17 protein-coding genes and 1 pseudogene are annotated in these 18,420 nt (G+C 34.9%); 2 read left to right on the top strand and 16 right to left on the bottom strand.

The features are described 5' to 3' along the window. The first annotated feature begins 123 nt into the window (after positions 1 to 123). Positions 124 to 2,301 carry an MMPL family transporter gene (locus ACFTQ7_RS17050; RefSeq protein ID WP_386830073.1) on the top strand — a complete coding sequence of 726 codons (2,178 nt, stop codon included), beginning with the start codon at positions 124 to 126 and terminating at the stop codon, positions 2,299 to 2,301. Positions 2,302 to 2,660: 359 nt separating this feature from the next. Here ACFTQ7_RS17050 and ACFTQ7_RS17045 read toward each other — a convergent pair whose 3' ends face one another. The 3 genes and pseudogenes from ACFTQ7_RS17045 to ACFTQ7_RS17035 form a co-directional block, all read right to left on the bottom strand. Continuing rightward, a complete protein-coding gene (locus tag ACFTQ7_RS17045) occupies positions 2,661 to 3,110 on the bottom strand; it encodes an NUDIX hydrolase (protein WP_386830072.1) in 450 nt (149 codons plus the stop codon). Between the two features lie 764 nt (positions 3,111 to 3,874). After that, positions 3,875 to 4,363 (bottom strand): annotated as a pseudogene (locus ACFTQ7_RS17040) (bclA protein); the annotation flags it as partial. A 276-nt stretch (positions 4,364 to 4,639) separates the two neighbouring features. Further along, the gene (locus tag ACFTQ7_RS17035; protein ID WP_386830071.1) at positions 4,640 to 4,999 is read right to left on the bottom strand and encodes a cupin domain-containing protein; all 360 of its coding nucleotides are present in this window, start codon (positions 4,997 to 4,999) and stop codon (positions 4,640 to 4,642) included. Between the two features lie 866 nt (positions 5,000 to 5,865). Between ACFTQ7_RS17035 and ACFTQ7_RS17030 the strand changes: the two genes are divergently transcribed. Further along, positions 5,866 to 6,126 carry a tyrosine-type recombinase/integrase gene (locus ACFTQ7_RS17030; RefSeq protein ID WP_386830117.1) on the top strand — a complete coding sequence of 87 codons (261 nt, stop codon included), beginning with the start codon at positions 5,866 to 5,868 and terminating at the stop codon, positions 6,124 to 6,126. 58 nt (positions 6,127 to 6,184) lie between these two features. On the opposite strand, the gene ACFTQ7_RS17025 is transcribed toward ACFTQ7_RS17030, so the two are convergent. The 13 genes from ACFTQ7_RS17025 to ACFTQ7_RS16965 all read right to left on the bottom strand — a co-directional run bounded on the left by ACFTQ7_RS17025 (position 6,185) and on the right by ACFTQ7_RS16965 (position 18,297). Continuing rightward, entirely contained in the window at positions 6,185 to 6,865 is a 681-nt protein-coding gene (locus ACFTQ7_RS17025; RefSeq protein WP_386830070.1) for a serine/threonine protein kinase, read from the bottom strand. A gap of 475 nt (positions 6,866 to 7,340) precedes the next feature. After that, positions 7,341 to 7,727, bottom strand: coding sequence for an SET domain-containing protein (locus ACFTQ7_RS17020; RefSeq protein WP_386830069.1), 387 nt, complete (start codon positions 7,725 to 7,727; stop codon positions 7,341 to 7,343). Positions 7,728 to 7,810: 83 nt separating this feature from the next. Next, complete coding sequence (locus ACFTQ7_RS17015; RefSeq protein ID WP_323649546.1) at positions 7,811 to 8,020, bottom strand: hypothetical protein; 210 nt, start codon at positions 8,018 to 8,020, stop codon at positions 7,811 to 7,813. A gap of 841 nt (positions 8,021 to 8,861) precedes the next feature. Then, positions 8,862 to 9,176 carry a thioredoxin family protein gene (locus ACFTQ7_RS17010; RefSeq protein WP_386830068.1) on the bottom strand — a complete coding sequence of 105 codons (315 nt, stop codon included), beginning with the start codon at positions 9,174 to 9,176 and terminating at the stop codon, positions 8,862 to 8,864. Positions 9,177 to 9,308: 132 nt separating this feature from the next. After that, positions 9,309 to 10,205 (bottom strand): NAD(P)/FAD-dependent oxidoreductase, encoded by an 897-nt coding sequence (locus tag ACFTQ7_RS17005; RefSeq protein ID WP_386830116.1) that lies wholly within the window; start codon positions 10,203 to 10,205, stop codon positions 9,309 to 9,311. 183 nt (positions 10,206 to 10,388) lie between these two features. Then, positions 10,389 to 10,775, bottom strand: coding sequence for an Rrf2 family transcriptional regulator (locus ACFTQ7_RS17000; protein WP_386830067.1), 387 nt, complete (start codon positions 10,773 to 10,775; stop codon positions 10,389 to 10,391). Between the two features lie 297 nt (positions 10,776 to 11,072). Continuing rightward, the gene (locus ACFTQ7_RS16995; RefSeq protein ID WP_386830066.1) at positions 11,073 to 12,089 is read right to left on the bottom strand and encodes an aminoglycoside phosphotransferase family protein; all 1,017 of its coding nucleotides are present in this window, start codon (positions 12,087 to 12,089) and stop codon (positions 11,073 to 11,075) included. After that, the gene (gene rsgA / locus ACFTQ7_RS16990; protein WP_386830065.1) at positions 12,086 to 13,153 is read right to left on the bottom strand and encodes a ribosome small subunit-dependent GTPase A; all 1,068 of its coding nucleotides are present in this window, start codon (positions 13,151 to 13,153) and stop codon (positions 12,086 to 12,088) included. The genes ACFTQ7_RS16995 and rsgA overlap by 4 nt, the downstream gene beginning before the upstream one ends. A 532-nt stretch (positions 13,154 to 13,685) precedes the next feature. Then, positions 13,686 to 14,525: a CPBP family intramembrane glutamic endopeptidase gene (locus tag ACFTQ7_RS16985; protein ID WP_386830064.1), complete on the bottom strand. Its 840-nt coding sequence runs from the start codon at positions 14,523 to 14,525 to the stop codon at positions 13,686 to 13,688. A gap of 157 nt (positions 14,526 to 14,682) precedes the next feature. Then, on the bottom strand, positions 14,683 to 15,285 hold the full coding sequence (locus ACFTQ7_RS16980; protein WP_386830063.1) for an NDxxF motif lipoprotein: 603 nt from the start codon (positions 15,283 to 15,285) through the stop codon (positions 14,683 to 14,685). A gap of 278 nt (positions 15,286 to 15,563) precedes the next feature. Then, positions 15,564 to 16,358, bottom strand: coding sequence for a MerR family transcriptional regulator (locus tag ACFTQ7_RS16975; protein ID WP_386830115.1), 795 nt, complete (start codon positions 16,356 to 16,358; stop codon positions 15,564 to 15,566). A gap of 108 nt (positions 16,359 to 16,466) precedes the next feature. Further along, positions 16,467 to 17,210, bottom strand: coding sequence for a GNAT family N-acetyltransferase (locus tag ACFTQ7_RS16970; RefSeq protein WP_386830062.1), 744 nt, complete (start codon positions 17,208 to 17,210; stop codon positions 16,467 to 16,469). A gap of 202 nt (positions 17,211 to 17,412) precedes the next feature. After that, positions 17,413 to 18,297: a LysR family transcriptional regulator gene (locus ACFTQ7_RS16965; RefSeq protein ID WP_386830061.1), complete on the bottom strand. Its 885-nt coding sequence runs from the start codon at positions 18,295 to 18,297 to the stop codon at positions 17,413 to 17,415. Positions 18,298 to 18,420: the final 123 nt, after the last annotated feature.

Here is an 18,420-nt window from a genome sequence, read left to right as displayed (position 1 = left end):
GCCTTAATATACTATGTCTATGCCATTAAATCAACAAGGTGTTCGAATAATAACTTATTGTTTAAGCAATAACTAGTTGTTTTAATGTGTTGTATGTAAAATTAGGATGAAAGGAAGCTGTTAATGGCAAAGTATCTTTATAAATTAGGAAAATTGGCGGCAAACAATAGTAAAAAAATAATTGGAGGCTCATTATTAGTTCTCCTTGTGATAACAATTATTGCAATGAACATGGGATCAAACTTTTCTGAGGACATGTCTATACCTGGATCAGAATCAGAAAAAGCCCTTCACCTCATTAAAAAAGAATTTCCCTCTAATACAAGTCAAGTACAGTTAGTATTTAATGCGCCTGAAAATAAAACCTTAGATTCTGAAGAGATTAATAATGTAATTACGGATACATTGAAAGTGATAAAAGAAAAAGATAGTCATATTGTTTCTGTAGCAAGCCCATTAGAGTTAGGGAATATAAATAAAGATAAAACTATTGGTTATGCAATTGTTACTTATAATGTAGCAGCAGACACGGTATCGGAAAAATCAAAGGAAAATATTATAGAAAACATCGAAAATATACGTGATGCTGGCATTCAAACAGAACTTTCTGGTGATGTTTCATTTTCTGAAATGGAAATTGGAGGAATAACAGAAGTAATTGGGGTAATTGTTGCTTTCGTTATATTGGCAATTACTTTTATTTCCTTATTAGCGGCTGGGTTGCCAATTATTACGGCGGTTATCGGACTAGCTATAGGAATTTTTTTAATTATGATTGGCACAAATTATTTGGATATTACCTCAGTTTCAATAACGTTAGCAGCAATGTTGGGACTGGCAGTAGGCATTGATTATGCTCTCTTTATTATGACTCGTTTTAGACAACAACGGAAAGAAGGATGTTCTGTCCAAGAGTCTGTAGCAATTGCAAATGGAACAGCCGGTAGTGCTGTAGTGTTTGCTGGGATAACAGTCATCATTGCGCTCTTAGGTTTATCTGTTGCAAAAATACCATTTTTAACAATGATGGGTCTATCTGCTGCCCTTTGCGTATTATTCGCAATATTTATTGCAATAATTGTGATTCCAGCTTTTTTAGGTATGATGGGACATAAAGTGGGACCAGATAGAAAGAATAGTTTTTTAAGCAAAATTATTAAACGTGAAAAAAAACAAACTACTTCCGATAGATGGGGAAATTTCGTAGCAAAACGCCCGTGGAAGGTAGCAATTATTGGAATTACACTTCTATCTATAATTGCTATCCCTATTTCCCATATGGAACTCGCATTACCAGATAACGGTTCGAAAAGTGAAGAGACAACAGAAAGAAGAGCATATGACTTACTTACCAAAGCCTATGGCCCTGGACATCTTTCAACATTAATTGTAGCGGCTAAAACCTCAAGCGAAACAACCAATCCACAAGTAGTATTAAGTGATACTATAGAAGAGCTAAGTGGGTTATCAAATGTTAAAAATGTTAGCCCAGCAATTCCTGGACCTTCAGGAAAATTGTATCTTATTTCTATTACTCCAGAGACTGGAGCTGCCGATTCAGAAACAAAAGATCTTGTAAACAATATTAGAGAAAAGGCAAAGACCTTGGAAAAATCCAATCATATAAAATTAATGGTTACTGGTACTACGGCGGTAAACATTGATATATCACAAAAACTGAGTGATGCATTACCAATCTTCGCTTTATTAATTATTGGATTTTCATTCATCTTATTAGTACTAGTATTCAGGTCTATTCTAGTTCCATTAAAAGCAGTACTAGGATTTGTACTATCATTAGGTGCAACATTAGGATTCACTGTGTTTGTTATACAAGACGGAAATTTAATTGATTTATTTGGATTCCCCATTGCCTATCCTATATTAAGCTTCTTACCAGTCATTGTGATCGGAATTTTATTTGGGTTAGCAATGGACTATGAAGTTTTTCTAGTTAGTAGAATGCGTGAAGTATATACACATACCGGGGATGCACGTAAAGCTGTTTTAGCCGGAATGAAAGATAGTGGTGGAGTAGTAACAGCTGCAGGGTTGATTATGATTTCAGTATTTACTGGATTCATGTTAGCTCCAGATCCAATAATTAAAGCAATGGGGTTTTCACTCACATTTGGCGTTATATTTGATGCTTTTGTAGTAAGAATGGCTATTGTACCAGCAGTAATGATCTTAATGGGAAAAGCTTCTTGGTACTTGCCAAAGTGGTTAGATAAATTACTACCCAATTTAGATATTGAGGGAGAATCATTTATGAAAGAAATAGAAAGAAAAAGGAATTAAAAGGAGAAAGATGTTAAGTTCGAATAATGCATAATGTTTGTAATTAATGGGACTGCTTATTTTTTATAAAAAAGTTCATCTGTCTTATTAAATAGGAGGATGTTTTGATCAATCTTTTTTCAAAGCATCCTCTTTCTGTTTGTTCATTTATCAAGGTTATTAATATCAATTTGATCAAACTTTATTCTAAAACAACATCTTCAAATTCCATAAAAACTACATCGCTAAATAGCGATATAAAATACGATTTAAATTTTGTATAGTAATTTTCTTATTGAACTAAACTGCTCTGTTAGTAAAAAAGCGACTGCTCTATTGAACAATCGCACCCGTTAGTTTAAGTGTCTTTAATCACAAATTTAATTGATATGTATTTGACCATCTTGATATTTTAATGAATAATTATCTGCTTTATTCAAGAGAACAGGTAAGTATTGAGAAACCATTTCTGCAATTCCTAGATTGCTCGGATTTAGAATCCAATCAATCGATTTCCAATCTAAAATACCTTCTCTTATTTTAATAGGTGTTTCTAATTTCAAGTGATTAGTTACTTCATACAGATAAACATATATTCCATCTAGTTCATCATTAGAAGTTTCCCAAGTTACAGTACATTTAGAGAAATAGTGTTCCACACTAATCCCTGTTTCCTCAAACACTTCTCGCAATGCACCCTCATCAGGCGTTTCACCTTTTTCAATCTTTCCGCCTACTCCATTCCAGACACCCATAATTGGCGACTTTTCTCGATTTAGCATTAATATATTATTTTCATTTTTCACGAAACAAACTGTATACTTGTACATTATTAGAATCAACCCCTTTTAAAAGATTACTTTCTAGATTATAAACTGTAAAAAAACACTCACAATGCTTATTGCCTTTACTGAGCTACACTGCTTAGTTCGTATTATATGGTTTTATTATAGCAGTAGCCAGAGCTGAACGTAACTGACCTCCACCTTCGCTATTCATCCATTTTTTGTGTAATTCCAATACATTTTTATTTCGTTCTTTTTCATGTTTTTTCCCTCCATTTTTCTTTTCCATTTTTTATGTATTGATAATACTGCATTAAGAAAAAAACAAATGCAGCTATGGGACTCTCTGCGGTATAAAAAAGCATACCGATTTATAACATAAAATGCAGGATGTGAAAGATTACACATGCAGGAGATACTAGCATAACCCCGTTCTAAATTTAGAACAGGGTTAAAAATATAGTTGTAAAATTATTAAGTTTTTCCTTACAAACTTTAAAAGTATATCATCTTCAGGCGACATTATAACTCGCTATTTTGAAGATGTTGATATTGAAACACTTACGACTGTTCAACTAAAAGAGTACTTAGCAAAATCTAGTGTGAATCTTAAATCCTCTAGTCTTGCTCCCCGAATTCTTGCACAACTAAGTGGAAAGCGTAGGAAGGAATTTTATCAGAAATATTTTTAGTTTATTTAAAACAGAGAAACACCATAATAAATGTTTCTCTGTTAAATTAATGCCCCATTTAGTTCAATAATACAAATACTGACTCATTAAATATTTGTTTTTAACATCATTCTTTATTCAATTAGTCTGCCCTACAGCTACAATTTTGCAAGTTGAAATTGCAAATCTAAAGATTGGTTGGTTAGGACTTATTGGTAGAGTACCTAACACAATACCCAGACCTGTTTGTTCCACGGTAAAATCTACTGCAGTAGACCCATTACTTGCCAAAAGATTTACTGTTGAACCAATAAGTGTATTCAGCAATTGTCTAATTGGTCGTTCGCGACAATTGCATTCACATCCAGATTCAACAGGTGACAACAAATTGATAGTAGGTCCTGGTGGTAAAAAACCTACCCCTGTTACATCAGAAATATTTACAACATAGGTTGTAGTTCCATTTGTAACAGTAACTAAAAAATCATTCACCTCTACAATAGTAAACATAAAAAGGAGAGGAGGTACATTAGGTTCATCTGCAATAGTACCAAGAATTACAGTTTGCCCAACAAGTTGTTGTAAGACGGACTGAAGTGGAGAAACACAACAGTCACAAAGACATGAAGATACAGGGACTGAAGGACAATGACTATTAAGCGCTGTGTATTTAACCGGAGGACAACATCCGTTAGGTTTTATGCTAGTAATTTTCTTTTTTTCAGACATAATTTCACCCCACTATTTCTTATAGAGTATGCTTTTAAGAACTATTAGATTGGATTAAAAACTACAAGTTTTTATTGAACATGAATATATCTGCACTGTTAGTACAATAAGAAAAAAGAGCTGTCTAAACAGCTCAATGAACCTTATGCAAAGCACCCTTTACTTGAACATTCACTATTTCTTTAAAGGCATAAATGATGATGGATTTAATTGTTCACTTTCAATAACAATAGCGGTTAATCCTGTGTCAGTTTTGGTTTCATGCCATTCATCTTTCTCCCAAAAGACAGCATCACCTGATTGAACTTTGGCATATTCTTCTTTTTCACCTCGAACATATCCTTCTCCATTCAAAACTAAAAGAAGTTGAGGTACTACTGCTTGATGAAAGCCAATAATTCCGTTTTCTTCTAAGTACATACAACCTACATTTGTTTGCATTTCTCCAGTTTGGATAATACGGGACAAAACAAAATCTGAATCAAATTTAGAAATCTTCTTACCAATATTTTTACTAAAATTATATATCTCCATTTATACCTCCATAACGCTTAGAATTTATATATAATCATTCAAGATTGCTATAAGAAAAACCTCTAATGTATTACATTAACCTGCTACGTTAACACAAGAAGCGATTACTCTTATTGAACAATCGCTCCCCATGAGTTAAATAAAACTCACTTAATTGTTCACAATACTATAAATACTATAAATATCAAATTAATATATATAGTATTTAACAATTAAAAAATGAACAGTAAGCTAACATAGTGAACGTTAACTACTCCCCTTACTTATAGTCACATAAACCATCATTGCTTCAAATTGGCATCAAGTCCTTTCCCTTCAAGGACTTAAAGAAAATAGGTGGAAATTTGATTACCAATCGCCCATAAAACCTCTATCTAGTTACTCTCTGAATATACTATATTTTAAGAATAACTCCTTTTTCGCGTAGAAATTCAAGCCACCACAATGGACAAAAAAGCCCACTCTATTTGAATGAATAGTAGTCTTTTTCATATCAAATGACTAAAATTAGTTGAAAAATGATAACGGTATATTTTCCAAAAAGTCTCTGAACCATGACAAGTTTATCTCACGATTTTGTTTTGTATCAATATAAACAAGGCACAACTAGGAAGAAGGTTACATGGAAAACAGAAAATAGAGAAGCTGGAAAATCAGTTAAAGCTCTCTCTCCTTTTCAACTATAATGGATTAATTATTTACGACTGTTCAACTAAAAGAGTACTAGCAAAATCTAATGTGTATCTTAAACCTTCAAGACATAATCATTATCCCGTTGGTCGCATGAAGAACCTATAAAATTCAGTGGCTAAAATAAAAGAACCAAAAGTCGGAAAACTAATTTCTGGTTTTTAACTAAAAGAGAAATTGAACATTTACTTGAGCATGAAATACCCCCATGGAATATGCTTGAGTTTATATTTTCAACGGGATGTAGAATTGGAGAAATTGTTTCACTAGAAAAGAATCGTATTAATTGGTCAGAACGCTCTGCTATTGTTAAAGGTAAAGGAGATAAAATAATAAAGATATGCGCACCCATTGAAGTAATTCAAAGTTTAATGGAGCAGAAAAAAGTAAAACTACTCGGAAAGCTTAGGAAGGAATTTTTTCAGAAGTACTTTTAGTTTACTTAATACAGCGAAACACCATAATAAAAGTTTCTCTGTTCAATTAATGTCCCAGTTAGTTCAAAGTTTTTTTATACAGAAGTTTTAAAATTTTTTTTGAAATCTCTTCATATGAAGAATTCTTTCCCCACTGGTTATACCACTTTCGAATCATTTCTACTAACCAAAACGGCACAGAATTTCCATCTATTAAATGATAGTATTGTTCATATCCTTTTTTAAAATGCTCCCATCGAAAATCATTACCTTGTAGTGTGTATTCAGAGACATCAATTATTTTTGCTCTTCCGTTTTGTAGTAAAATATTTTTCAAATGGATATCATGGGGGTTAAGGCCCTTATTCCGAACATATTCTCTTGCATCCTCCACTTCATTTACAACCTGTTCTGGAATGTGAATACCTTGTAGAATGCAGTCAAAGAGTGTTTTTCCTTCTTCGTAACTTAGAACGAGGTATTCGTCGTATGAAGCAAAACATCTTGAAAAGTAAGGTGAATCTTCTAATATTTGATAAACATTTGCTTCAACTTTTACTTTGTGTACTTTGTCCTTGGCATATATTTTAAATGCATAAGCTGGTGCGGAAAGAGATTGAAAAACAGCCGCATCTGTCCCGACACCTATACACTTCAAATCATCAGCTTCCCCACTTATGGTTACTGGTTCGTTATTTGGATTTGAAAAAACTTTAATTTTAGAAAGAGAACCTATAGCTTTGTCCCAGTCGTTTTCCATATAATTTCTCCTTTCATTAGCATTGAAGAAAACTACACTATCCAATTACTTTTATAGGAATTCTATACCGCTCTTAACAAAAATCAAATTATACAAGGAAGTTCATAAATCTTTAACTAACACACCCGCAAGGCTTAAGAGGTACTATTTTCATCATTGTTTTGAATACCTCATTAACATATTCTTAGACTTTAATTAAATTACTGAACATCGAATTTTGATAACTCAACCAAAACGGAATATATGTTCATTACTTAACTAAACTGCTCTGTTCAATAAGAAAAAAGAGCTTCCTATGCAACTCAAAGATCTTTAAGTAAAGTGTCACTATCAATATACTACTTTCTTCTTCAAGTATTCGGCCTCTTCAGCACAAAAAGGAATTACGCAGCAAACATACCTGATGGGCTAATAAACTCAATAACTTCAATAAAAAAAAGCGTCAATCCTTGTTGGATCAACGCCCCCATTTATTTTAATTCTCTTTTTCCTGATCAAACCATAGTAGCTCTTTATCATCAACGTCGCCATTATAATTGATTAGAATTTCATCTCCGGCTTTAATATCCGTATAAGCAAAGAAATCAAAAGTTTGGTTTCTAAAATTAATCTCATAAGTCGCATTAGGTTCATAAGAATGGTTAAACAACATACCATAACCAAGAAGGATAGCAGATTGGCCGATCCCGTACTCAAATGCGTAATCAGCGAGTAATGTTTGCTCAATGTGTTCATGTTGTTCATTTGGATATGAAATAACAGGGGCTTCGTGTAAAAGCTGACCTTTTTTAATATCACACGTTGCAAATACCCCTCTATTGAATTCTCCATCACTTAATGGAGATGTTTTGATCTCTATCATGTTTGTTCTCCTACTCACTTTTAAAATATTCTTTGCAGCTGTAAACATTAGCTAGTTCATTTAAACACTTCGTTTATCATTGATTAGCGTGATTCTTTTGGCGGTTGGCAAACGTCACATTTACGTTGATGTTTATTTTTAAACTTTGTAAATGTTTTTTCAAACTTGCTACCACACGCACATTTTAATAATAACTTTTGAGAAAAACCGTGATATTCAGTCGTTAGCAACTTACTTTCCGAATTAGTTTCAATAAATTCTTTAATTTTTTCAATCGTCCATTTTTTATTCAATCTTTTACACCTCTATATTTTATCTCTATGCGGAGGCTTTCATGGCATCCGTTCAGTTATAAGGAACGTCTTTATTACCTTAAGTTATTCATTATAACACGAGCTGGTATATAATCAAAACTGATTGAAAAATCATATTTGACTAACATCCTACTACAAACATTTATGTATTAAAGGTCTACCACTTTTATGATGGAGGAAACATCCCCTTGTTTTATTTATAACGGTACTTCTAATGATACAAGCGTAATCTCGAAATGATTTAACACACGTTTTTGGAATGCACATTTACTCCACCGAACCATTCACCTTTTACAATATGTGGTATTATATTAATAAATAAGGAGTGATATTTTGGTGAATTCCTTTAGCAAATTTATAAATTATATACTACCGCTCATGTTAACTTTCCAATTAATTTATTTCGGAATTCCAGATTTTGTGAAGCTTATTTTTGTTTATGAATATATTTTATTTTTCGGCGTATATTATTTATTTGCTATTCTTCAAGATTTTTTTAATCTAAGTGAAAAAACAAAAACAGATATATTTCTACGGGTTGTCATGATCATTAGTTCTCTTATCCTATTGATTACATCCATCTACTATACTGCCACGTTTTCGATTATACTTTCTACGATAATGTTCGTTGCAATTAGTTTCTCATTATATTTAGAAATCAAGTCAAACAAGCAAGAAGAGTAATCTTTTTTGCTTGTCTGGCTTGATGATTATTATCGTGAAACATTCACTTCGCTAATTTTGTATACAGACGGCTTTCTTTAAATAGAGCAACCGTTTTAGATGTTCACCCTAAATGGTTGTACAGCTGTTTAATGAATCATATTCCAATCATTTGCTTTAGTTGTTCAAACGGCACATATCCAATAATTGGTTCACGTAATTTATTATGAATAATCAATCGAGAATGAGGAATTCCCATTACCTTATATTCTGCTGCAATATCCGGGCTTTTCTCCACATTCACCCTTATAATTTTCACCTTACCACTGAATTCTTCATTCAGTTCTTTAAGCACCCCTTTGAATATTTTACACGGGCCACACCACTCAGCCCAAAAATTTATTAACACGATCTTTTTAGTTTTTAAGTGTTCTCTTAATTCTTCCTTTGTTGTTACTTGAACAATTGACATCCTTCTTTTCCTCCTTTGTGAAAATAAAAATCTTGAAGTTATAATATGCTTATTATTATGATTAGACCCTACTCTTTTCCTTTCACCGCACATTAAAGACCTTTAATATCTATAATTAAGCTAAAAAATATTTTAAATTGTACTATCGAAAACAACTGCCATCGCTGCTTTATATCCCTCGGCAGCAGCGACGATTAATGAAGACTGGCCTAATTTAGCTGTCTCCCCCGCTGCATACACATTTTCCTGTGATGTACGGCCTGCCTCATCCACAACTATGCTACCATTTTCATTTAAATGACAACCGAGCTGTTCTGCAAATTGATTCGGACGCACAAAGTTAGGTACTATAAAACCGCCAACTCTTTCTATTTCAAGCCCAGAACTATACACTATTTTGTTTAAATAACCATCCTCCCCATGAAGATTTTGAATAGGCTCAGTAATGACAGTTATATCTTTTCTTTGTAGTTCATTCAATGTCGGAGCAGAAAGCTCATGACCATTTGTGGCAATCACTAAATCCTTTGACCAATTATAAATAAGCTTTCCTTTAAAAAGGGTTTGTTCTTCATTTTCGGAAATTATAATTAGCGGTTGATCTCTTAATTCCCATCCATCACAAGTTGGGCAGCTGAATAAACTTTTCCCATAATATTTTCGAATATCCGGAATTGATGGAAATTCCTCTTGAACACCTGTTGCCAAAAGTATTCTCTCAGCCACATATTCAATTTCTTCTAACGTCTCAATTTTAAACAATCCATTTGATTGTTTCTTAATATTCGTAACCGTATTTTGATAATAATGAACTGACGGGTATTTTTTCACATCATTCAAAGCCACTTCTTTAAACTCAGCTGGTTTAATACCATCACGTGTCAGAAATCCATGTGATACCTGCGTCACACGATTCCGATTTGTTCCATTATCAAATAACGCGACTTTTTTACGAGATCTCCCTAAAATCAAACTAGCATTCAACCCAGCGCCACCTGCACCAATAATTGCACAATCAAATAATTCTATCATGTAACTCCTCCATAAATTGAGTAGAGTACATGTTGTTCGCTACACAACATGCCATTAAGGCTCAAATTAACGTTTAAAAACAAAATGATTCTAAGCTAACCGTTCGAATCAATCGAAGACTTAAAAGACTCTTTATATCCATGATTAATCAAAAAATAATGGTGGACTATAAATCCACTACTATTTTTTCACAAGATCCGATATTTTGCTGTTTCTTAATTCATTCTCCAATTTTTCTTCTGCAGATAGCATTACTTCTTTAATGACACACTTAGGATCGTCATATAAACAGCATTCAAATAATGACGATTTGCCTTCAATTGCATGGATAACATCTAAAAATGAAATACCCTCCCAGTTATGACTAAGAGTATACCCTCCATTTGCACCTGATACAGAATTGATCATCCCCTCTTTTACTAACTTCGTGAGAATTTTAGACAAATACGTAGGAGAAACATTTTGCATCTCTGCTAATGGCTGGACACCAACTGGTTTATTCGGTGCTTCCTTTGCAAGAAAAAGCATTGTGTGTAGTGCATAATTTGTAGCTTTAGAATATTTCATACTTTTTTCACCTCAATTAGAGACTTCACATATCTATAATAGCATTGAATTTATACCACTTCAATATTTGTGTCTACATGTTGATTTCAAAAAGAAAATGAACCATCTACTAAAGATAGCGGCTAACTTTGTCTCTTCAAAACCCCGGCTACTAATAGATTAAATCTAAATAAAGAAAGTTCAACCAGAAAGATCTGACTGAACTATATAATACGAATTCCTCCGTAAATTGAATTAAATCTCAATTCACAGACTTTCATCCAGTTGTATACATCTAATACACAATAGTTATATTTTCTACATATTTCTCATCTCATAGATTTTTTGCAAAGTACTAAGGTGCATTGATTTATCTTCGGGAGACGTAGCGAATTTATACCTCTCCACAAGCCTGTACCCGAACATAACAAGGATTAGTTCATAGATACAATGTTCAGATACATTGGACATATCCGCATATTCCGAAAAACCTCTGTAATATGCAGGGATGCAATTTTGGTAGTATTCAATCATATGACAGACGTCCGCTTCATCAGTTATTAAACTTGCGATATCCTCACCCATGTACCCCCATCCGGCGGTATCCCAATCGATAAGTACGATTTCATTGTCCGAATAGAATATGTTTGCCACCCAAAAATCTCTGTGGCAAAGCACTATTGGTAACTTTTCGATTCGACTGAATATTTCGTCCGCATTGTTATCAATGTCTATGAGCATTTTACACAGATGCTTCGGGATTTCACAGTCATCTGAGCGTATATAATCATACAAAACATTCCATGACCGATAATGCAGATAGGAATTTTTCATATACTCAACATTGCTTAAATTGGACAAATTCTGCAACACTTTTGGCCTTTCAGTGTACAACCTTCCTTGAAATCGCCCCAATCCCTCTGCTATACGTTCATACATTTCCGAGGTTAGATTTAAGCCTGACACACCATCAATATATTCCATCCACAGTTGAATCTCATCGCCATTTATTTCGGCGTGATAACATTCCGGCCACCGGAACGAATCGGAGAAAACCTTTTTGAAATCCGATGCATAGAGGTCGAATTCCCTACGCCATGATTCCGGATCACCATAACGCTCAAATTTTTCCTGTGTTTTCCAAATCATCTTATACGGCAGATTTTCACCATCAGAAGTTTCAGCCATGCCTGTTACAAGCCGAACAATTCCTATTGTCCCTCCTTGCAACTCTTTAAGTTGATAATCTGCGCGGATTATCGTCTTGTCTAGCATTTTACTCAAAACAAGCGTCAGTATTTCTGGTTTTACAACCTTTTCATCATATTTGTTCATTTCTTGTATCCTCCCTTTTTACCCTTATGTCGCATGTCAATAGACTTTTGTCTCGCCTGTTTATCGATGAGATACTTCGATTTATCATCTACAAACCTGCTTTCCCGCTTCTGTACAAGATAACGCTCCCATTGCTCTGGCGCCAATGATCCATCAGCAAGGGCAGCAAGAACAGCGCAGCCCGGCTCCGTATGATGGCGGCAATCATTAAAACGACACTGTATGAATAATTCCTCCACATCGTTAAACCCCGCACTGATCCCGTCGTCCGCACCGAACAGTCCAAGTTCACGCATACCAGGCGTATCAATAACCATCGCACCGGACGGAAGCATAAAAAGCTGACGATGCGTTGTTGTGTGCCGTCCCCGACTGTCGGCCTCTCGGATAGCCTTGACAGTCATCACTTCCTGATTCATTAAAGCGTTTAGCAACGAGGATTTTCCCACACCGGACATGCCAAGTAATACTACGGTTTTTCCTGGTTGCAAATATTCACTCAACTCGTCTAAACCACTCCCGTTGTGGCTGGAAACTATGTGTACAGGGACATCAGGAACGGCTTTTTGAACTTCAGCTAACGGTATGCTGAAATCCGGGACCAAGTCAGCTTTTGTTAAGATAACGACTGGCTGGCTGTTGCTCTGTCGTGCCTGTGTCAGGTAGCGCATGATGCGGCTGACATTGAAATCCCAGTTTAGGGACGACACGATAAATACGTAATCAAAATTCGTTGCTACTACTTGCTCCAATATAGTTTTGACATACCCTGCTGCATGTCCCGAATAGTCAGCACGGGAAAATTTCGAGCGGCGAGGCAGCAAATTGGCAATGCGGGAAGCACCATTTTCGTTGTATTGCAGAAATACAAAATCGCCAACGCATGGAAATTCCTCCCGAGTTACCGCAGCGTGGTAAAAAGTGCCCTTCAATACAGCCGTCACTTCTCCTTGTTCGGTGATGACGGTATATTGCTCTCGCTGTAGTTCTGTAACCCTTCCAGGTATTAAACCTATCGGCGGTGTTTCGGCTGCGATATAGCCGTATTGTCTCAAATCAATCATTGAACCGACCCTCTCCCAAAAATTAAAGTTGTATTTGGGCATAAAAATACCGCGAACAAGCAGCCTCCTAAGAAGCTGCTGTTTCGCGGAGAATAGCCAAAAGTCGACTATAATTAAAAAGGAATACGACTTTCATCGTATCTCGCTATCAGCAGTATTCACGAAAGGTTACTGTTTACGGCATAGCAAAAAAACAAGAGTGATATTCCCGCTTGCTCTTATGCCAAGCTATAATAAAAGATTGGAATTCACTATGCCCGATATTCGGTTAAGTTAATACCACCAATATGATATAAGTTGTCATTAACAACATCCCCTTTCACAGGAAAAACCTGGAATACAATTCACTTCTATAGTGTGCCATAACCCTCCACTGTAAATCAACAGAAAATTTTGATTATATAAATTTTATCGGTCAGCTACCTCTCCAACTCAATGCCACAACTACCGCATATAACATGAGTAAAGCCAGCTTCTCTCTCGATTTGAAGGTGGCCTCTCGTGCCGAAGTTACTCAGGAAGCCCACTGCCATTAGTCAGCTTGTCCCTTTAGGGGTTGAAGTCTCAAATTTGTATCTTTCTGTCCATACAGTACATTCTTTGGATTGATAATGATGAATAAAACCGCTGCAACAAAATAAAAAATGGCGTTATACATGATTAAATCGAGTAAGTTTCCGTTTATTAGCCCTATAAAAAAATTAAATAATTGATGGATAATGATTGGGATGACTAGATTCTTATTTAAGTTATAAAATGCTGTCATGACGATTTTAATAGACATGATTGCTATCATAAAGAATAGAATATATTTGATTAAATCAATGCCCACAAGCCCTGTAGTAAACCATATGGGCAGATGCCACATACCCCACCAAAATCCAATGATGATCGACGCTTTTAATGGTGAATTCTTCTTTTGAAGCTCAAGTTGAGCGAAACCTCTCCACCCTAATTCCTCTCCTAATGGTCCAGAAAGAAAGTTTTTAAAAAAGAAGTAAAACAGCATTCCCCAGGAAGAAACAGTAAAAATAGAGTCTACTTCATTATTTTTCGATACGAGAAACAAAACCATCAAAAATATGAAGGTTTGAATCCAAATCGCATTAAGAATCACAGAAAATTTAAGTTTATTGTTGAATTTATCTTTTACAAATTGGATAAAACTTTGCCCTGGATAGATTTTTTTAAATAGAATTGCAAATGCAAAGGTTGAAGACCATGCTGATATGCAAAACATTACATCAATAACCCACGTAGGAAATCCTAACATGCTGATGACTCCTACAACACAAAAAAGTGGCAAAAAAATGATATTGGTTAGTAGAATAAAATTGGCTACTGGTTTTTTTAGTTTCTTTTCTTTACTCATGCATATTCCCCGCTTCAAACTAGTATTCCGTAAATATATTTACGAATATTTTTAGCTTAAACCTAGGGGTTACTCACAGGTCAATACTTTTATCACCAAATAATTCGACGAAAAAAATACCCTTCAAAAACAATGAAGGGTAAAAAATATATTCTTTCTATTCATCAAAATATGTAGTTTTTATATTTTTCTCGTCTAAAAACTTTTCAATTTTTAATTGCTGCCTTCCATTCGCTTTAGAAAAATGCTCTGAAGCAAAATCTGATATTTCTGTCAAACTACCATTTTCAACCGCACCAACAATTTCCTCTTCAAATTGTGTTAAAGTTTCCCTGATGGAAGATACAAATTCGTAAATTGTCTTTGAAGGTTCTTTATAATCATCAGGGATAGTATTATTACTTAAAAAATCATTGAAATTCGCATCATTCTTTTTTCCTTCATCCATTAATTTTTTTAACTTTTCCCTATCTGATTCAGTAGCATCCTCATCTTTATAAACGATTGTTTGCATTTCTTCATCGATTACATGACTATAATCCATATACTTTTTTATACTTGCTTTCATTTCATCTTCACTAATAGTTTCATTCTTTTTATTAGAAACAAATAGATCGTCTGGAATTTTAACAGGTACATTACTAGCGGAATTTTCCTTACTTTCTTTTTTGCTTTCTTCTTTAGGCATTGTATCGTGTGAACAACCATACATGACCACAATTGAGAATGCCAAAAATAAATATAAAAAAATTCTTTTCATCTTAATCTCCTTTTCAATTCATTAAATATTTCTATTATAGTAAAGCTATTATTGCTAGCCCCCTTATTCGAACATCTCGAATCGTCTATAAATGAATTAATCTAAAAAGGGTTTGCTTCGCTACACCGTGTACTAGTTGAATAGTACACTATGACTGTTGAGTTTTCAAGTATTAAATTCAAAAAAAAGGGAGAACCCCTAAATAAATGGCTCTTCCTTCGTGAATTTAAGTTGAATAACGTACGCCTCTTTAGCTAAGGAGCGTGAAACAATAATGATCACTTGATAGGTGCATAAATCTCTAAAAACACCCGTTCCAGTCCATCTTCATAAGTCGTCAGTAATAGATTTATATAAACTCGCCCCAATAGTTCATACCCTTCTTCTATTGCAAACTTTCTTAAATTCGCTTCCACGTGTTGATCAATACTTTTTCCACCAGTTGACCATCTTCCATCTTCAATAATTGTATAAATACATTTTGGATGAGATAGAATTTCACCTTCTATTTCTTCATCTAGGTCTTCCACTTTTCGTATAATTATAAACTTATCTTCTATAATACCGTCTTCGTTGAATTGGATGACTCTTCTTAAAGATGTAAGCGTAACTGCTTTTTTTAAGTTGTCTGCATTCTTTTTTAAAGTGTCATATTCTTCATACGCAGTAAAATGTTCAATTTCCCCCTTTATCGCTAAAGGTTTCATTTCCTTAACTATGTATTCTCCTAAAAATTGTTTGATTTTCTTACAATCTTCTTTTACTATTTGAATCTTTTTCAATAGAAGTTTTTTATATTCTATTTCCAGTAAAACCTCTTGTTCTTTTTCTTCTAGTAATGATTGAATTCCATCGATACTCTTACTCTTTCTTAATTGCTGGATTTTTTTAATTTCAATATCAATTTCTCGATAGAAATTTACTGTTGTAATGTCATAAATATCAAATTGGCTATATTTTCTATACCCATTCCCAATATTTTGCTTTGGCTTTACTAAATCCTTTTCCTCGTAAAATTTTAAGGTATCTCTAGATACACCTAAAAAATTAGCTACTTGCCCAATTGTGTACATTTTCCCACCCTTTAACAATACAATTTCTATAATCGATATACCTATTTTTCCTATCAAAGGAAAAATAGGCAACTGTTATTCTCCAAGGAAATTTCTATAGATTCTATCCTACTGAGACTTTCCGACAGTACACTCAGGAGAAATGACATCCCACTTTCCAAACAGCGTCAAACCTGCCGCTTTAGCTAGGAACGTTGAAGCCTCGTTATCGAGTTGGCATCTGTACTGTGTTTCGTAACCCTGCTCAAAGGCGTACTTACTAATTGAACGCACTACTTTGCGAGCATGACCTTTTCCTCTAAAAGATGTCAAAGTCAGTACGCCGAGGTCTGCAATTTGAGTATCTTCTTCCCAAGGATACATGCTAGCAGCACAAACTAATCGGTTATGCTCAAAAGAACCGTATACCGCCCAATGATCCAACTCCACATAAGCATCATCCAAATCTTGTTCCGACGCGGAGGACTCGAACTTAGAGAAAACTGCATCATCTTGCTCTGTTAATTGGCGCAATGACCCTTCCAAACTTTCTTGCAGCAAAACGGTCTTTTCGGCTTCTGAAAAATAGAAAATATAATCTGCACCATGTAGTGTGACGCCCGCTTCCTTTAATTTCTGATGGAAGACCAGATCAGACAGTTTTCGTCCTTTGGAAAGGTCTAATTTATCGGCCATCCCAGGCGTCAAGACTGCCCAAAACCGGCCGTCAGTCGTTTCCAGCACCATGAGTCTACTATCTTCGCTTAGATCTGGGTTGATAGTAATCGTAAATTTTCCATCGTTATAGATAATGTCTCCGTTTAAAAATTGCGACTTCCAATAGTCAGTTATCGTCGGTGAAAATAAATGCATACTTATAACCCCCTACAATTTCTCAAGTATTACCCTAAACCAATCTCGGTATTGAGCCAGCACGATTTCGAAATTAGTTTAGGGTTTTAAATGAACTTCTGAAATCTACCTTTCCCTCTTATATGTGATTTAGCAATGGTGCGGAGAAATAAATCGTTCGCGCCCGTACATTCAGGATATTTAATTTGCTATTTTCTAGACTCTATTTTAATACATTTCTTGCCGATTCGATAAAGGCCCTCATCGATGGTGAAATCCATTTTTCTTGATGCCACAGCATTTGAGTAGCGAATCGTATTTCCGATAAATCCCAAGGTAAAGCAATCAGTTCTCCCCGCTCCAACTCTCCCTTTATCGCCATTTCAGGTAGTAACGCAATGCCGAGCCCAACCATCGTGCATTGTTTTATGGCTTCTACACTATTAAACTCCAGCTCGGTCAAGCTATCGGCACCCTTTCTCAGTAACGTTCGATAGAAGAAAGCTCGATAAGAGCAGCCTTTTTCACTTAATAAAATTTGCTCTCTATTAAAATCTTCTATGCCTAATGTAGAGCGTGTAGCTAATGGATGGTCAGGTGAAACTACCATAAAAAATGGTTCACCCATTAAAAGCTCTGTATGAAGATCTGTAGATATGACAGGTTCATCCAGCATAAAGACCACATCAACATTTCCTTCTCTCAGACTTTGTTTCAAATTATCACTAGACAAGGGCCTAAATAAAAGACGAACGTGCGGATATCGTTCACGAAAAAGCCGGAGCAAGTCGGGTAACCGGTATGTACAGAGCACTTCGTCTGCACCGATTATCACCGTACCAGTTAATTCTTCGCTCTGACTTGAGACATACCGAGCCTCCTCAACATCATTTAAAATTTTGTTGGCATAGGGCAACAACTGGTGGCCTGCATCTGTTAATACAACACTCTTGCCCCAGCGATCCAATAGCTTAACGCCCAATTCTTCCTCTAAAGCCTTGATTTGCATGGTTACAGTAGACGGAACATAGTTCAATACTTCGGCAGTGCGGCTAAAACTGCATGTGGAAGCAAGCGTCCAAAATGTTTTAAGTTGGCGGATTTCCATTGACAACACCTCTTAAGTTCAAAAACATTGAATGTTACAATCAAAAACGTTTCGTTGATTTGATGGTAGCAGTGTCGTAGAGTAAAAATCAAGCTCCAATACCAAATCTTGTATAACAAAGGA

The sequence above is a fragment of the Lysinibacillus sp. NPDC056959 genome, from assembly GCF_042674095.1.
GTDB lineage: Bacteria > Bacillota > Bacilli > Bacillales_A > Planococcaceae > Lysinibacillus > Lysinibacillus zambalensis.
The sequence above is the reverse complement of the archived record's forward strand: the minus strand, read 5'-3'. Positions and strand labels throughout refer to the sequence as shown.

Bases quoted from the DNA above. Each gene is read 5' to 3' on its own strand.
- ACFTQ7_RS17025 (WP_386830070.1), bottom strand. From the start codon at position 6,865: ATGGAAAACGACTGGGACAAAGCTATAGGTTCTCTTTCTAAAATTAAA.
- ACFTQ7_RS16985 (WP_386830064.1), bottom strand. From the start codon at position 14,525: ATGAGTAAAGAAAAGAAACTAAAAAAACCAGTAGCCAATTTTATTCTA.
- ACFTQ7_RS16970 (WP_386830062.1), bottom strand. From the start codon at position 17,210: ATGCATTTATTTTCACCGACGATAACTGACTATTGGAAGTCGCAATTT.
- ACFTQ7_RS17045 (WP_386830072.1), bottom strand. From the start codon at position 3,110: ATGTACAAGTATACAGTTTGTTTCGTGAAAAATGAAAATAATATATTA.
- rsgA (WP_386830065.1), bottom strand. From the start codon at position 13,153: ATGATTGATTTGAGACAATACGGCTATATCGCAGCCGAAACACCGCCG.
- ACFTQ7_RS17010 (WP_386830068.1), bottom strand. From the start codon at position 9,176: ATGTCAATTGTTCAAGTAACAACAAAGGAAGAATTAAGAGAACACTTA.
- ACFTQ7_RS16980 (WP_386830063.1), bottom strand. From the start codon at position 15,285: ATGAAAAGAATTTTTTTATATTTATTTTTGGCATTCTCAATTGTGGTC.
- ACFTQ7_RS17000 (WP_386830067.1), bottom strand. From the start codon at position 10,775: ATGAAATATTCTAAAGCTACAAATTATGCACTACACACAATGCTTTTT.
- ACFTQ7_RS16965 (WP_386830061.1), bottom strand. From the start codon at position 18,297: ATGGAAATCCGCCAACTTAAAACATTTTGGACGCTTGCTTCCACATGC.
- ACFTQ7_RS16995 (WP_386830066.1), bottom strand. From the start codon at position 12,089: ATGAACAAATATGATGAAAAGGTTGTAAAACCAGAAATACTGACGCTT.
- ACFTQ7_RS16975 (WP_386830115.1), bottom strand. From the start codon at position 16,358: ATGTACACAATTGGGCAAGTAGCTAATTTTTTAGGTGTATCTAGAGAT.
- ACFTQ7_RS17050 (WP_386830073.1), top strand. From the start codon at position 124: ATGGCAAAGTATCTTTATAAATTAGGAAAATTGGCGGCAAACAATAGT.
- ACFTQ7_RS17020 (WP_386830069.1), bottom strand. From the start codon at position 7,727: ATGATAGAGATCAAAACATCTCCATTAAGTGATGGAGAATTCAATAGA.
- ACFTQ7_RS17035 (WP_386830071.1), bottom strand. From the start codon at position 4,999: ATGGAGATATATAATTTTAGTAAAAATATTGGTAAGAAGATTTCTAAA.